Here is a 14,882-nt window from a genome sequence, read left to right as displayed (position 1 = left end):
CCGAGGCTGGCCATTTTGCGCGCCAGCCACACGGCGGCGTTGATCGGATGTCCCAGACATTCGCTACCGCGCCCGCTGGAAACCTCTTCGTTATTGCGCGTCATTTTCATCGCGCAGTTTTTCAGATCTAATCCTGCCGGATGTTGTGCCGGGCCGCCGACCACATACACGCCACAGGAGGCGTTATCCGCCACGGTATCAACAAACTTGATCGACCAGTCGCGAATACGGCTGCCGACCACTTCCAGCACAGGTAGCACCCACTCGATGGCGTTGTACAGCTCGTCAAAGGTGGTATCGGCATTGGGCAGATCGCGGTTCAGCACCAGCGCAATCTCCGCTTCAATACGCGGTTGTAGCACGCGGGCAAACGCAATGGTGTCGTTGTCGCCGTAGCACATGTCGGCGAACAGCGTGCCGAAGTCCGGCTGATCGACGCCCAGCTGCTGTTGCACTTTCGGGTGCGTCAGCCCCACTTTGCGCCCGACGACGCGACGCCCTCGCGCCACGTCATACTGCACATTGATACGCTGAATGGCGTAGGCCGCTTCGGCGTTATCCACGCCGATCAGTTCACGCAGCGGGGCGATAGCGTCCCCTTTTTCCTCAGCCTGACGTAAATCGGCGGCTAACTGCTCAAGATTAAGATTCGTCATGTCCGTTCCTTAAGGGCGTGCGAGGAAGTTCAGCACCAGCTGGTTAAAAGCATCCGCATGTTCCCACTGTGCCCAGTGCCCGCAGTCGCGGTAGATGTGCAGCTCAGACCCGGCAATCCCGGAGAGCAGGCGCAGGCCGGCGTCCATCGGCACGAAGCGGTCGTTGCGTCCCCAGACAATCAGGGTCCGGGCTTTGATTTCCCCCAGGCGCGGGCTGAAATCCGGAAACTGTTTCGGGTTGGCTTCAAGGCTGCGGACAAAGTTTTCCAGGTGATCGCGACGCGACAGCATGTTATTCAGACGCGCCTCAAACAGCGCCTCGGTCAGATCGCTGGTGTCGAAGACAAAGATCTCCATCATCAGCTTCAGGTTCTCGATGGTCGGTTCGCGGTACAGCTGATTCAGGCGCTTGATGCCTTCGGTCGGCATCGGGGTAAACAGGCTCATGCCCCCCGTCCCGCCGCCCATCAGCACCAGCTTGCCCACACGCTCCGGCCAGCTCAGGGTGAACGCCACGGCACTGTGGCCCCCCATCGAGTTGCCCAGCAGATGGATTTTCTGAATATCCAACTGATCGACCACGCTTTTCAGGATGCGAGCATTAAGATCGGATCGCGAACCGCGGTTAACGATGCCATCGCTTTTGCCCCAGCCAGGACAATCCAGCAGGATCACCCGGTATCCAGCCTCCACCAGAGGATCGATATTGCGGCTGAAGTTCGCCCAGCCCGTCGCACCCGGACCAGAACCATGCAACAGCACGACAGTCTCTTCGCCCTGCCCACAGTCATTGAAATGCACGCGCAGCGTTTCGCCTGCTTCCTGCACCTGCAGAAAACGACTGGTTGCGGCTTCGGTTTGCGGTTGGTAAGTCATGATGTTCTCCTGCATATTCAGTTCTGTTTCAGTTCTGTGTGGTGGCGCTCAGGGAGCCGAATCCAGCGATCCACTCTGGGATCGGGCGGTAATAACGGCCTTCGCTGCGCCAGTTGCCAAAGGCAGAAATAGCGGCAAAGGCAGCAACCCAGGTTTTAACTTCGTGCGTTGATTTGCCCGCCATCGCGGACAGTTCTTCGTTACTGACCGCGTCCAGCTCCTGCAAACGCCCCTGTTCAAGCAGCGTCATAAAGCGGTTATCCCAGACAGGATTAAGCGGATGCAGCGTGTGTTGATCGGCCACAAACTTCTCGGCGGCGCTGATCACCCGCTGCTGGCGCAGCTCGCGCTCGTTTTCAGGCAGTTGTTTGCCGCTGCCGAGCAGGCGGTCGCGCATATGGGCATCAGCCTTCGCCAGCTCCGGGACCGGCGGCTGATGCGACAGGCCGCCGGAGCCTAAAAACAGCACACGCTGATTCAGCGAGCTGGCGAATCGGCCAATCGCTTCACCGAGCATGCGGGTACGCTGAAAGCCCGGCAGCGGCGTGGCGACGCCGTTAATAAACACCGGCAGCACCGGCACGTTATCCAGACCGCCGAGCAAAAACTCCAGCGGCTGCGCGAAGCCGTGATCGACCTGCATGTTGTAGGACACGGCGAGATCGATGCCGCTTTTCATTACCGCGTGGGCGCAGGCTTCAGCGAGATCTGTCGGCACCGGCAGTTCCCCCGCCGCGCTACCGAAATCGCCGATCGCCGTAGCGCCTACGCCTAAACAGAACGGAGGCATCACGTCGTAGAAAAATCCGTTGTAGTGATCGGGGGCAAACAGCACCACCAGTTCAGGGTCGAACGCCGCAATACGTGCCCGGGCGCTGGCGATCACACCGTTAACCTCGTCGAGCACGGCCTGCGCAGGGTCGACGTAACCCACCAGCGGCGAGTGGGAAAGACAGTGAAGATAAGCGTGCATATCAGGCCACCTTTTCAGCGGGAATGTGGGCATTAACGCGGGTGAGCGTCATCACCGACGCCAGTTTATTCAGGGTACTACCCAGGGTTTGCGGAATGGCGATGGCGGCCACAAAGCGGTCCGGGCGTATCACCACCAGCGCGGCGTTGTGCTGGGCAAACCACGCGCGCAGGCGGTTTTGCGTATCGCCAATGCGGGTAACGCCGTCGTGGTTATCCTGATCGGTTTGTATCTGTGTATCCGGCACCACCTGGATAAACTGCGTCCCCAGCGCCTGCCACTGTTGGATCTGCGCCTCGCTCATGCCCCACAGCGGGTTACAGCCCCAACCGATCACCGCGAAATTCGGTCCGATGACGTTGTCGAGCAGCGTCACTTCACCTGATTCCAGCGTTACCTTCGGCTGGATAAACATCTTGCCAACGGGGGAGGTTTTCGCGTCGCCTTCACGCACCAGCGCCCCGGCGTGGTACTGCGGCATCGGCTTAAAGCGCATTTCAAGGAAGTAGCGTTTGACCGGCGGAATGTAGTTCAGCAGCCAGGAAACCCCGTCGCGCACCGCGCCGTGCCAGCGTTTCGGCGGCGCAAGTACGTTGCCTGCGGTCACCGAGAGATCGATCATCGCTTTGGCGTGGTCGCGGCGTTCCTGCTGGTAGGTATCCAACAGCGCATCACCGGCTTTGCCCTCAATCACCAGCGCCAGTTTCCACGCCAGATTGAAAGCATCGCGCATGCCACTGTTGTACCCCTGCCCCTGCCAGACCGGCATAATGTGCGCCGCATCGCCCGCCAGCAGTACGCGGTCAATGCGAAAACGTTCGGCCAGACGTGCGTTATGGGTATATACGCGCTGGCGGATCAGCTCGACGTTGTCCGGGTTCGGCAGCACTTTGCTCAAAAGCTGGCGCATATTCTGCGGTTCGCTGAGCTGCGCTTCGGTTTCCCCTGGCATTACCATAAATTCAAAGCGGCGCACCGCGTGCGGCAGCGCGGCGGAGACATACGGGCGCACCGGATCGCAGCACAGATACACATGCGGCGTGCTGAGCGGATCGTTAGCGATATCCACCACAATCCACTGATTCGGCGCGGTTTTGCCTTCAAATGGCACATTCAGCGAACGTCTGACGTTGCTGGCCCCACCGTCGCAGGCCACCAGCCACTGAGCTTTCACCGTTTCACGCTGGCCATCCGGCGCTTTCAGGTTCAACGTCACTTCACCATTTTGCTGGCTGAAGGCTTCCAGTTCTCGGGAGAACAGGCAGCGCACGTTGGGAAAACGCGACAGCCCTTCCAGCATCACCGCGTCTACCTGCGGCTGAATAAACGCGTTGCGGCGCGACCAGCCAAATTCGTCGGTCATCGGCTGGATATCAGCAAAACAGCGCCCTTTCGGGGTGAGAAAGCGCATCGCATGCCACGGCGTGGTGTGCGGCAGAACATTTTCGACCAGACCGACGGATTGCATGGTGCGCAGCGCTTCATCGTCAATGCCGATGGCTCGAGGATAGTCGATAAGGGTATCGAGCTTCTCCACCACCAACACCTCAATGCCCATCTGGCCAAGATAGTTCGCCATCATCAGCCCTACCGGACCGGCTCCGGCAATCGCTACCTGCACGGTGTGCTGCACAGCGGGTTGGATATCTGGATTTATTGTTGTCATTTCAGAACCTCACTACTCGGACAAAATGCAATTGCAGACCCTGGTGAGGCGCAATTGTTAATTGTTTTTTGTTAAAAGAATGTGAATATTTTTTTATTGTGCGGTCAGTATAGAAGTGAGTTTTTGCGCTACAATCAAAACATGCCTGGATGTGCACTAAGTGCACAACGTTGTTTTAACTGTAGATTTGTCAATAAATATGAAAAGTGACGACGGTACCGAATACAAAACCGTGCGCGGGTTAACGCGCGGACTAATGTTATTAAATATGTTAAATCGTCTCGACGGCGGGGCCAGCGTTGGCCTGCTGGCAGAGCTGAGCGGCCTGCACCGCACCACGGTCAGGCGACTACTGGAAACCCTGCAGGATGAGGGTTACGTCCGGCGCAGTCTGTCCGATGACAGCTTTCGCTTAACCATTAAGGTCCGTCAGCTCAGTGAGGGATTTCGTGACGAGCAGTGGATTTCTGCGCTCGCCGCCCCGCTGTTGGGGGATTTGCTGCGCGAGGTCATCTGGCCGACCGACGTTTCCACGCTGGATGTGGACGCGATGGTAGTGCGTGAAACCACCCATCGCTTCAGCCGCCTGTCGTTTCACCGGGCGATGGTCGGGCGTCGTTTGCCGCTGCTGAAAACCGCATCCGGCCTGACCTGGCTGGCATTTAGCCCGGAGAATGAACGTCAGGAACTGATTGAAATGCTGGCTTCACGACCGGGAGATGAGTTCCAGTTGGCGCGCGAACCGCTGAAGCTCGACGCCATTTTGAGCCGTGCGCGAAAAGACGGTTTTGGCCAGAACTTTCGCGGTTGGGATCAGGAGGAGAAAATCGCCTCCATCGCCGTCCCCATTCGCAGTGAACAGCGGGTGATCGGCTGCCTGAATCTGGTGTATATGGCCAGCGCCATGACCATCGACCAGGCCGCGGAAAAACATCTTCCGGCCTTACAAAAGGTGGCGAAACAGATAGAGGACGGCGTTGAGTCGCAGGAGATTTTGGTTGCCGGGAGGTGAGATGGATCACAGTTAAGCGGATCATCGGATTAATAGCTGAGATAACTCACTCACCAACCGATATAACACTGTGGCGTCTTGCCCTAAATATATCTTCATCACATAGTGTGCATTCGTTTTCTGCCAGGAGGCTGCATGTTAAAGGTAATTGCCGAAGATTTCATCAAACCTGAGTATATTGAAACCGTTCTCCCTTTGTACCGTGAGCTAATATCGGCGACGAAGAAAGAGCCGCAATGCATTGCTTATGACCTCTATATTGATGAAAAAGATCCGGGGCATTTTATTTTTATCGAAGAATGGCCAAACCACGCGGCTCTCGATGAACATTGTGCCAGTGAGCATTTCCGGCGACTTGTACCGTTAATCGATCAATACACGCGCCAGGAAGCACGTTACATACTGATGGATGACGTGGTAATTCCAGGTGCCTCGTCAAAATAAAAAAACAGAATGGAATTTGCTATTTGGCTCAAATGGATATTCCCTTCTGACAAAAATACGCATAAAAAAACCGAAACCCCGCTTCTGAAAAGAGCAGGATTTCGGTTTTCATTCACTCTGAAGGGCTTCAGACCTTAAGCAGTTTCACCGTCTCGTCGATATCGATTTCATCTTCCGAGAAGATCAGCGTCGTGCCCTGGAAGGTGGTGATGGCCAGCTTTTTCAGCGTGCGCATTTCACCAGGCTTCACGTCTGATTTCGGTCGGATGCTGTTCATCAGCACACCAACGGACAGCACCGCATTTTCTTTGTCGATACGAGTCTCAGCAGGGACTTCTTCGCTGTAGACCAGGTAAGACTTGATCGCCGTGAGCTTCAGACGCTCGCCCGCGATATAGATGTATTTGCTGTCGGGTATGACTTTTACCGCGTAGGCAGATAAGCCTTTGTTGTTGGTGGTAGGCTCAAAGGTCACCGCCGCGTCTTTCTTGATCAGCTCAGGATTAGCAACCTTAATCACATGAAAATAGCGGTTGTCGCCGTTTTCATCTTTGATAAATCCAAAGCCTTTATCTTTAAACCACGTTGTGATTGTTCCGTTCATTGCTGTTTCCGCCTGATTAAACCTATTACTTGTAGAGTATACCTACTCAATTTGCGCGCAGTGTAAAACACAGGCCATGTCTTTGGCTACTCGTTACCCCAACGATTGAGGAACTCCGCGATATCATCGATACGCTGTGCGTCGACTCCGGCCTCGGTTGCCATCTCCTGCTGCGCTTCTTCGCTGATCTCTTCATTGTTCATCAAACGAGTGATCAACTGCTGGAAGTAGTATGCCAGTGCGTCGCGTTCTGTATCGCTCACCGGCTTTGCAGCTTCAGTCGCGTATTCGTCGGCGATATCATAAAATTTTAGCGGAATGTCGTTGTTCATCGGGTGCTCCGGGGTAAATGCGTGTGCCAGCAGTTGCCTGCCGCGTCTGGTGTGAATGATAGCATTCTTATTTCATGGTTCGCGATCTGTTTTATTGGCTGCAATACGTTGCATATATCAACACTATTTTCTGGAGCCGCTTCGTATTTAATAAATCTACTCTTATTTAAATGACGTTTTTTATTCAGCTCGGTATAACAGCCACAGGTTAAATAGTGTAGTAAAGAAGGAAAGTAGTTAAAGTCTTTTCCCGGAGCATTAAATGATTTAGGGGATATTCCGGTGATTAAACAGCAAAGAATAATGATTCCCCTGCTAGCCTGCTAAGCGAAGCGCCATCGAGCATTTATCCTCGCCGCCACTCCCCCTCCAGGATGGCGGCCAGACCGCGAGTCCATCCCTTCGATTGGCGTCCAATTATTTTTCCATTCCCTACGCTTGCTTCTAACCCCCCAATTACAGGTGTAGAGTCAGCACCTAAATTACCTACAATATTTAGCGCCTTATTTCGAGCACTTTCCCAGTTTTTCTCAGACTTTAATATTGTTTCAATTCGAGTTACTGAGCCAGGTACTATCTAACCTGGCAATATAATGCAAGCCAGCAAACCACCTGGCGCTTCAAGCGCAACCTGGTTCCCTGATGAAGCGTCTTTAACTGTGTCCGCTATCGCCGACCAGGTTTCACTCTTCATCAGCGCAGTAACCGTATCCGCCACCACCTGATTCTTCCCGGCCAGGTCACTCATGGCCTTGCTGCAGTAACTATCACCCGCAGCACAGGCTGCCAGCGCCATGGCCGCATCAGCAACATAATCCGCTGAGCCTAGTGCTGCATCACCGGTATCAGCGAGGGCATTGATAATACCGTTCGCGATGGAAGAGGTTGTACCGTCACCCAGCTTTTCCCTGACTTGATTTTTCAGCGATTCAGCGGCCTGTTTCGCCGCTTCACGGGCCCGGTCACCACTGAGCGAGTTATTCTCAACAACTATTATTTCCTATGACGCTCATGCAATTTATTTTTCAACCATACTCCAGCACCTAATACTACTCCTGCGATGCTCCCTTTTTTCAATGCGATATATAATGCCTCTTCCCATGAAAAAAGGAATGCCCCATCCTTGAAGTAGAAAATTGTTGACACTCCTAGTTGGCATATGAAAAGAACAACAGAGATTAAGGCAGTACAGTACACAACCAAGAAAAGAAGCCAAAGGGTACCAACCTTGCTGAAGAGATTCATTGCTTCTTCTCCCGCTTGTCTAATTCATCTTTTACAGCTTTTCCTGTAAGTTCAGAAGCAGTAGAACCTGTAACTGCACCAATAACATCCTTTGTCACTTGATCAGTTACCGGAGACAATGAATCAACAACTTTTCCCCCTAAACTACCAGCCGCACTACCAAAGCCAGTACTTATCACAGAGTTAGTCGGATCTTCCCCTTTAATCGCACTGCCAATCGCAGCACCTCCCATATTGATCGCTGCTGATGCCTGCCAACTTTTACCTGTAGTCGCGGCAGCTGTCACACCGGCGAGAATTGCATCAACATAGCTGAAAGGATCATTCCCGCTAAGTTGTACGCCCGTATTCACGCCCACACCGATTGCCGCATTAAGCGCCATACCTTCTTTTATTGTGGTGCCAAGGACACTGCTGCCAAATAACAATACCGGGTCTCCAATACTGGCATTGGATTTATGATAACCCCATGTATTCATGATGGTTTATGCTTTCTGCTGCGCCTCTGTCTGTGGCGCTGACTTCATATAATCCTGCCCAGTCAGCATTCCTGCGATCAGCTCTTTAGTTACTGCCTCACCATATTTAGCCTGCATGTCAGATGCATATATTTTCAAATAACTTACCAACTCGGTTCGCTCTGCCGTGCTCAACTCCGCTGGTTCTTTATTGAACTTAGCAACCAGTGCATCGCTACGTTTATCGGCATTCTCAAGTTGTAAAAACTCTTTCGCGGTTTGCAGGGATTTATCGCCTTTTAAGACTTTCTCTGCCAAAGCATCACGTTTTTCCGAGGAGGTACTGCTCAGGAAATTATTCTCAACAACAACTCGCTCCGGTGTACAGTCTGACGGTGAACACGCTTTTTCCCTGTCCTTTCCGTCAGTTACATCCGTTTTTTGATGAGGCGTTTCGCTGGCCGTTACTTTTTGCCCCGACGCGCTTTTTTCAGCCCATTACGTAATCCTCCCAACGCCGCACAGTAGCGGAGTGAAGAGCGAGGTTTTAGGTTGTAGAAACACGCTCCCGAAGCGACCAGGGCTGTGCAATTACTTATTCAGTAAGGCTCTTCTGGCTTCCAACAATGCATGTTGAAGCCAATCAAAATCTACCACCCTAATATTCGGTGAAAACTCAACTTTGATGTTATTCTCACCGTCTTCTTGCTGTAAAAGCGCGATAAACTCTTCATCACAGTAGATTTCAGCTATTAATTTTTCATAATCAACATCACTAGCCACAATAATTTTTAATTGATGTTTCTGAGTCATTCTTAAGGCTCCAAAAATCCACGGAAATTACCCTGAGGGTCAAAGCGAGCTCCCCGTCCGTCAGGCGCTATAACATCAAAACCACCAAAGCGGTTACCTTCTTTGACCGTCGCGCCTGGAGTTTTAACAATGCCATCCAATATTTTTTACCCTTGTTCATTCATCTGAGCCGGTGTGCCCTTGGCAACAGGAAAAGCGCTCCCTTCACGACTGCCATGTTTTTGCAATGCTCTACCAGCAACAGTGAAATTTCCCGCTTTAACGGCCGAATCTGTTTTAGCACCGGTTTGTGAAATTGCATCTAAATCAAGTTGACCAAATTTGCCTGTATTAATTTTTGGCCCCAAACCAGACTGAAGACTCCTCACTGCATTAGCCGCCACTGTCTCAGCTTTAGCCGCAGTCGCCTCTGCCGCAGTTTTTCCGATACCTACAGCACCGCCAGCTCCAACACCGCCTGGCACTATCGCTTCTGACATCTGGATACCAGCATTATTCAGGCACAGCACTACATTACCTGCACACGCTTGTATCGCTACTTTAGCAGCCGCTGCGATTTCAGGTGTGGCCGCAGCCAGTAAACCACCACCAAGACCCGCCGGAAGGGCCACCATCAGGGCATCATTCATCGCCAGCCCTTTCTGGCAGGACGCTGATCTTGGGTCAGTGCTGCAAGATGCGATATTCTTGCCATGCTCCTGAACAAACTTCTCCTGGCCGCTTTCAGTACCGCCGAGCAGATTATTCTCAACAACAACTCTTTCCGGTGCGCCCCCCGTAACAATAACAGCTTCCCCTTTATTTTCAGTTACTTAAAACTAATTTTCTCTGCTATACTTCCAGCCCACTAACTTTTTGCCCTAACGCGCCCTTTCAGCCAGTTACACCATTTCCCCCAAATCTGTTAAAGAATAGCTCCCAACACACTATGACCATCATCCTTCCATGCAGTCATAGACAATATTACACGGGCGATAGCTTCTAATTATTCAGAGGGTAAGCTTTTGAAAAATCATTGTACGTTTCATGAAGATGATAAAATTTTGCATCAGGGTCATTTTTCAGTTCTTCATATCTTTTCATTAGTTTTTTGAATAAACCCTCTGGTACAGGATAAGGATCTACCTCATTTTTTGCACAGTAAAAATAGAAAAGCGCCTTTTCAAGCTCTGCAAGAGTTATATTATCCGCATTGCCTGTCAAATACTCAAATGCGTAAGACCACTGTTCTGACAATAATAAGAAATTCAGCGCCGAACCTTTAATGAAAACACCATCAATGTTATTTGAATTAAGTATTTTTTTACAAAATGACAGACAGCACCCCGAATCTTTAACTAATAAATTACTGAGACACTCTAACGCATCATCCTCTGGGTCGTTAAAAGAGTTAGCCTCTACATAGCCATTAGCCAGGTAACTTTCTAAACCTTCAATATCCTTTGTGGTACTATTCACATTTATCATTTGAATGCTCCCGTATTAACAGTTGAAAGTCTTTTCGTGCCATCAGGTAATATTGTCCATGTAGCATAAACCCTTACGTTACCGTTAGGCCCTGATACAACAACAGATGTTTTTCTATTTGCAGACGTAGCCCTGAGCTGAGTCCAATAACTTATCCATTATCATGCTGTTATTACTGGCAGTATTCACTATACCTGCTTGCTCTAATACACGAGCCATATCTTGAGAACGCTCAATATTATGGATTTGTTTTTCTAACACTTCCATCCTTTTAGCATTATTTGGATCTTTTGCAAATTCTTTTTGGCTGCTAATTTTTGCATCTTTTAAAGAATTATATTCTATTTGCAAAGACTCAAGGTCACCAGAAGCTTTACCACGCATATATAGTTCAATCTTATCGACAGGTATTTTAGCATCACCTTTTACAGCCGTGATGTGATTTTTCCCATTTGCATCTGGGAGTGAGCTAACCTCGAAACTATTAGACAAGCGTTGTTTACCAGCCAGAACTTCTATCTTACTGGCCGCCGCAGCACCTATTACTGGTGCCATCGAAGCCGCTACAACCTTCATTCCATCATAAGTTTCAACGTATGCCTCTGCCGTCGCCTTATCGACCCCAAACTGCACTATGGCATAGTTCACCATCGCATCCTTCACCTGCTGCTGATTTTGCGCATCAACACCGGTGATATCGAGCAGGTTAACTATCTGGCCATAAGCATCTGCGTACTGCTGGCTGGCCTTTGAATTATAGTTCCCGGTATTTTCGTACTCTCCTCTTGCTTTAATCACATCCAGCCTGGCAGTGGCGCAGGCTGAACTGGCTGCATTGCCATTGCCGCAGGCACTGATGACCTTCTGATCGCTGGTGATGTCTTTTTCGCGCAGATCATTAATGGTTTGCTGCGCTTTTTCACGTACAGCCTGATCTTTGCTGTTGAGCTTCTGTTTAGCTATTTCAAGCTCTGTCTTATCCGATACGCTGAGGAAGTTATTCTCAACAACAACTTAGAATCCTTTTAATTTCAATAACCGAGCTATCCACATCCCACCACCGACAAAGCTTCCGACACTGAGACTAATCTTACAGAGTAGCAATATATTTTCCATAGTGAAATTAATTGGTATCCCTTTGAAAAAGAAGAACAACAACTCCCCTGCTACGTATAAAGTAATTGATGTCAAAAAAATGGACACAATACTTAATGCGATAAAAAGAGGCAGGTGCAGAAACTTATTTTGCTTTCTCATTTTTTGCGATCCTCCTGAGAGGATTTCTGCTCTATATACTTCCCGCTAAGTTCAGATCCCACGCTACCACCGATATCGCCAGCTATACCTGGAAAATAGCTAGGTGTCATTTCTTTTGAAAGCCCAAGCTCTCCTTTCACTTCAGTAAACTGCCTCAGAGCAGGATTAAACTTAGGATCCCAACCACCTTTCCACCAGTTAACACCAGAATTAACGCCCCATGAGACCCCTTTACCGATGCCATAGCCAATACCCGAACCGGCCCCATTGATTAGCGCCCCCGACAGCGGGTCTTTGTTGTCAATCCAGTTACCCAGCGCACCACCTGCGGCATTCCAGCCGACTGTACCTGCCAGGCCATTCCCCATACTGAATACATTCACCCAACCAGCAATGGCTGCGTTTGCAGGGTCTATAGTACCATCAGCCAGATAACTGATACCGGCATTCGCACTTGCTCCCAGTCCCCACATAGCCTGAGCACCACCAGGAAGCAGAGCCACTGTACCTGTTGCCAGAGCAAGTCCTACCGCATCCCGTTCATTTTTAGCCTTATGGCATGCGGCTCCATCAGGATTATCAGAACAGCTCGCCATATCGAGCCCATGCTGACGTATCCATGCAGCCTGAGCATCTTCACTACCACCGAGTAAATTATTCTCAACTGAATTTTTACCAGACTGCGCCCCTGTTGTCGTGCTTTTCGAATCCCCCCCGGCCAGATTACCTGCCAGCCCGGATGCAATAGTCGCAAGATTGCTGACTAACTGCCTGTCACTTTCATCCAGCTCACTGACGTGCTTGCCCGGATACATCGTTTTCAGTATCGCATTTGCAGCAAGCTCTCCTGCCGCTGCGCCAGCCGCTCCGGCTGCTACATTGTTCCCCTGCATAGCCGCCGCAGCACCACCCAGTATCGCATGCGCGATGGCTTTAGCCGCGATATCATCCTCGCTGAGGCCCGCCTTATGGCCTATGATATTGGCAAGCTCCGGTGCCGATGCCCCCGCCAGCGCCGCGCCAATATTACCGCCAGCCAGCCCCTGCAGAGCGCCTACTGCAGCCTGAATACCCCGCTGCACGTCACTGCCCGTACCGTATTTCGTCTGCTCGGTTTTATATGCCGCTGAGTTCCGTAGTTGCGTCTGGTATCTTGCTTTTTCTTCATCACTGGCGTTCACATCCGGCTCAGGAATGCCTTCCTTTGCCAGTGCTTTTTTACCCGCGTTCAGGCCATTTATCTCACCTTGCGTCCGCGCGATATCCGCCGCCTGGTTACCTATCTGGGCTATCAGTTGCACTTCTTGCAGACGCCTCTGCTCTTTTTCCTTGTCAAAAATAGGACTGATGCTGCCGTTTGCATGCTCCGCATCCCGGCTCAGACCGGCGACATCCTGCTTCTGGTTTTCCGTGTCGCGAACAGTTAACGTCCCCTCACTCACCGCCGCCTGCGTTGTTCCTTCCGCATGCCCGCTGCTGCCACCTCCGGCAATCAGGGCGTTCGCCAGATTACCCGCGAACTGTTGACCAATACTGCCTCCCGTACTGATCCCTCCCCCCTGGTGATCCACTTTGTAATCTGCCTGATTGTGGATATCGCCAAAGCCCAGCGTGCCCGTATCCAGACTGTTTTTATCCGCTGAACCGGTAGAAGCAATGACCGCGCCATCCAGTTGGGTGTGCTTGCCCACGGTGATATCAAAGCCACCGTCTCCCGCGAATATCCCGCTCTGCTCCTGCACCGAATCATAGTCGCTCTTCATCCTGTCGCGGCTGGCATTGATACTCGCAGAAGCCGTCCCCGCGCCGAAGGTATATCCCACTCCTCCGCTCACGCTGTTCTGTTTGCTATCGTAGTGGTCGCTGTCCTGCGTACTGGTAATCGTCAGATCGCGGCCTACATCTGCCGTCACTTGATTGCCGTTGACCTGCGCACCAGCAAGCGTAGTGTCCCGCCCGCTGTTTATCGTGACCTGATTACCCGCATCCACCGTGGTTTCATTCTGCCAGGTGCCGTTGCCTTTCTCACGCCCTTTACTGCTGTTGGCGTTCGCCGAGACGCTGATCCCCGCGCCACCGGAACCCACACCGATACCCACGCCAATACTGCCACCGCTGCTGCTGTTTTTACCGGTCGTCAGTTGCGTATCCTGCGAAGCGATAAGATTCACGTCACGTGTGGCATCCAGCACCACATCCTTACCGGCCTTCACTTCACTGCCTGCAATAGTAATATCGCTTCCTGTGGACGTGATATTGACGCTGTTGCCTGCGTTCAGAGTACTTCCCGTCGTTGAATCCTGCTCACTGTGGGAGGTCGATTTTGAGGACTGTGAGCCCAGAGAAGCACTGACACCTATCGTATTGGTATTGTCTTTAGCGGTCCCTTTCGCCTGATCCAGAGCCACAGCCTGCCCGGCCTGTACTCCGGAGAGAACTGCCTGCGTACCCTGCAGTGCCGCTAGTCGGGAATCGCTGCTTTGTTTTGCTCCCTGTGCTGCTGAAACCGCGCTGTTCACCGCACTGCCCGCAGCCCCCGACAGCGCCACCGTCAGTCCGCTGGTTTTCTGCTCAAACTTCTCATCACGTGTGCGTTTGTCATGACCCGGTTCAATAAGTACGCTGTCGCCGCGAACAGCAATATCTTTCTGGGCGATGATATCCGCGCCGCCGATATGTGCCTGCTGGCCTGCGGTGATACTGACGTTGCCCGCCGTTGAGCCGACAGTACTGAAGCTCTCGCTTTGGGTGGTGCCTTTTTCGCGCAGATCGTGCGTGGTTTTGCTGCTACCGATGGTGAAGCCGATCCCGCCTGACCCCATCAGGCCGCTCTTTTTAGTCTCTTTAAAGCGCCATGAGGTATCGGTATTGGTGGCGGCAACAATATCCACATTGTTGCCAGCCCCCAGCGCCACATTGCCGTCACCGGCAACGGCTGAGCCCTGTACCAAAATGTTATTCCCGGCGGTGACAGTTACATTGTTCCCACTCAGCAGCGCGCCTTTTTCCCGCGTAGCGCTGTCTTCTTCAATCGTATGGGTAGTCTTTTTACTAAGGAATCCTTTTTTGGTTTTCGTGG

At 51.7% G+C, this 14,882-nt stretch carries 15 protein-coding genes and 2 pseudogenes; 2 read left to right on the top strand and 15 right to left on the bottom strand.

The window, feature by feature from the left end; all coding sequences use genetic code 11:
• From mhpD to FDW87_RS03120, 4 genes are all read right to left on the bottom strand, one after another.
• Positions 1-656: 2-keto-4-pentenoate hydratase (gene mhpD / locus FDW87_RS03135; RefSeq protein WP_252362975.1), on the bottom strand; the 656-nt coding region annotated here is incomplete at its 3' end.
• 9 nt (positions 657-665) lie between these two features.
• Complete coding sequence (gene mhpC / locus FDW87_RS03130; protein ID WP_137379450.1) at positions 666-1,532, bottom strand: 2-hydroxy-6-oxonona-2,4-dienedioate hydrolase; 867 nt, start codon at positions 1,530-1,532, stop codon at positions 666-668.
• A gap of 28 nt (positions 1,533-1,560) precedes the next feature.
• Positions 1,561-2,505: a 2,3-dihydroxyphenylpropionate/2,3-dihydroxicinnamic acid 1,2-dioxygenase gene (gene mhpB, locus FDW87_RS03125; RefSeq protein WP_046275617.1), complete on the bottom strand. Its 945-nt coding sequence runs from the start codon at positions 2,503-2,505 to the stop codon at positions 1,561-1,563.
• A 1-nt stretch (position 2,506) separates the two neighbouring features.
• Positions 2,507-4,171: a bifunctional 3-(3-hydroxy-phenyl)propionate/3-hydroxycinnamic acid hydroxylase gene (locus FDW87_RS03120; RefSeq protein ID WP_016151971.1), complete on the bottom strand. Its 1,665-nt coding sequence runs from the start codon at positions 4,169-4,171 to the stop codon at positions 2,507-2,509.
• A gap of 199 nt (positions 4,172-4,370) precedes the next feature.
• On the opposite strand from FDW87_RS03120, the gene FDW87_RS03115 reads away from it, so the two are divergent.
• Entirely contained in the window at positions 4,371-5,183 is an 813-nt protein-coding gene (locus FDW87_RS03115) for a DNA-binding transcriptional regulator (RefSeq protein ID WP_049042330.1), read from the top strand.
• 135 nt (positions 5,184-5,318) lie between these two features.
• Positions 5,319-5,627, top strand: coding sequence for a putative quinol monooxygenase (locus FDW87_RS03110; RefSeq protein ID WP_019076121.1), 309 nt, complete (start codon positions 5,319-5,321; stop codon positions 5,625-5,627).
• 127 nt (positions 5,628-5,754) lie between these two features.
• Here FDW87_RS03110 and FDW87_RS03105 read toward each other — a convergent pair whose 3' ends face one another.
• From FDW87_RS03105 to FDW87_RS21605, 11 genes and pseudogenes are all read right to left on the bottom strand, one after another.
• Positions 5,755-6,231 carry a cold-shock protein gene (locus FDW87_RS03105; RefSeq protein WP_016151966.1) on the bottom strand — a complete coding sequence of 159 codons (477 nt, stop codon included), beginning with the start codon at positions 6,229-6,231 and terminating at the stop codon, positions 5,755-5,757.
• A gap of 86 nt (positions 6,232-6,317) precedes the next feature.
• Entirely contained in the window at positions 6,318-6,563 is a 246-nt protein-coding gene (locus tag FDW87_RS03100) for a YmjA family protein (protein WP_075846769.1), read from the bottom strand.
• Positions 6,564-6,957: 394 nt separating this feature from the next.
• Positions 6,958-7,548, bottom strand: a pseudogene (locus FDW87_RS23270) (hypothetical protein); the annotation flags it as partial.
• Between the two features lie 256 nt (positions 7,549-7,804).
• Positions 7,805-8,287, bottom strand: coding sequence for an adhesin (locus tag FDW87_RS21625; protein WP_223870073.1), 483 nt, complete (start codon positions 8,285-8,287; stop codon positions 7,805-7,807).
• 6 nt (positions 8,288-8,293) lie between these two features.
• Positions 8,294-8,584 carry a hypothetical protein gene (locus FDW87_RS21620; protein ID WP_252362974.1) on the bottom strand — a complete coding sequence of 97 codons (291 nt, stop codon included), beginning with the start codon at positions 8,582-8,584 and terminating at the stop codon, positions 8,294-8,296.
• A gap of 273 nt (positions 8,585-8,857) precedes the next feature.
• Positions 8,858-9,079, bottom strand: a complete 222-nt coding sequence (locus FDW87_RS03075; RefSeq protein ID WP_019076116.1) for a hypothetical protein — start codon at positions 9,077-9,079, stop codon at positions 8,858-8,860.
• Between the two features lie 146 nt (positions 9,080-9,225).
• Positions 9,226-9,708, bottom strand: coding sequence for a hypothetical protein (locus FDW87_RS21615; RefSeq protein ID WP_019076115.1), 483 nt, complete (start codon positions 9,706-9,708; stop codon positions 9,226-9,228).
• 352 nt (positions 9,709-10,060) lie between these two features.
• Complete coding sequence (locus tag FDW87_RS03065) at positions 10,061-10,546, bottom strand: hypothetical protein (RefSeq protein WP_019076114.1); 486 nt, start codon at positions 10,544-10,546, stop codon at positions 10,061-10,063.
• Between the two features lie 114 nt (positions 10,547-10,660).
• Complete coding sequence (locus FDW87_RS21610) at positions 10,661-11,344, bottom strand: hypothetical protein (protein ID WP_019076113.1); 684 nt, start codon at positions 11,342-11,344, stop codon at positions 10,661-10,663.
• A 30-nt stretch (positions 11,345-11,374) separates the two neighbouring features.
• A pseudogene (locus tag FDW87_RS23265) lies at positions 11,375-11,509 on the bottom strand (DUF6862 domain-containing protein); the annotation flags it as partial.
• A 290-nt stretch (positions 11,510-11,799) separates the two neighbouring features.
• The coding region (locus tag FDW87_RS21605; RefSeq protein WP_252362973.1) for a hemagglutinin repeat-containing protein at positions 11,800-14,882 on the bottom strand (3,083 nt) is incomplete at its 5' end.

This window comes from Citrobacter sp. wls826, from assembly GCF_005281245.1.
In the GTDB taxonomy this organism is placed as follows: domain Bacteria; phylum Pseudomonadota; class Gammaproteobacteria; order Enterobacterales; family Enterobacteriaceae; genus Citrobacter; species Citrobacter braakii.
The sequence above is the reverse complement of the archived record's forward strand: the minus strand, read 5'-3'. Positions and strand labels throughout refer to the sequence as shown.

Coding starts and splice junctions, on each gene's coding strand:
- mhpC (WP_137379450.1), bottom strand. CDS start 1,532: ATGACTTACCAACCGCAAACCGAAGCCGCAACCAGTCGTTTTCTGCAG.
- mhpB (WP_046275617.1), bottom strand. CDS start 2,505: ATGCACGCTTATCTTCACTGTCTTTCCCACTCGCCGCTGGTGGGTTAC.
- FDW87_RS03120 (WP_016151971.1), bottom strand. CDS start 4,171: ATGACAACAATAAATCCAGATATCCAACCCGCTGTGCAGCACACCGTG.
- FDW87_RS03115 (WP_049042330.1), top strand. CDS start 4,371: ATGAAAAGTGACGACGGTACCGAATACAAAACCGTGCGCGGGTTAACG.
- FDW87_RS03110 (WP_019076121.1), top strand. CDS start 5,319: ATGTTAAAGGTAATTGCCGAAGATTTCATCAAACCTGAGTATATTGAA.
- FDW87_RS03105 (WP_016151966.1), bottom strand. CDS start 6,231: ATGAACGGAACAATCACAACGTGGTTTAAAGATAAAGGCTTTGGATTT.
- FDW87_RS03100 (WP_075846769.1), bottom strand. CDS start 6,563: ATGAACAACGACATTCCGCTAAAATTTTATGATATCGCCGACGAATAC.
- FDW87_RS21625 (WP_223870073.1), bottom strand. CDS start 8,287: ATGAATACATGGGGTTATCATAAATCCAATGCCAGTATTGGAGACCCG.
- FDW87_RS03075 (WP_019076116.1), bottom strand. CDS start 9,079: ATGACTCAGAAACATCAATTAAAAATTATTGTGGCTAGTGATGTTGAT.
- FDW87_RS21615 (WP_019076115.1), bottom strand. CDS start 9,708: ATGAATGATGCCCTGATGGTGGCCCTTCCGGCGGGTCTTGGTGGTGGT.
- FDW87_RS03065 (WP_019076114.1), bottom strand. CDS start 10,546: ATGATAAATGTGAATAGTACCACAAAGGATATTGAAGGTTTAGAAAGT.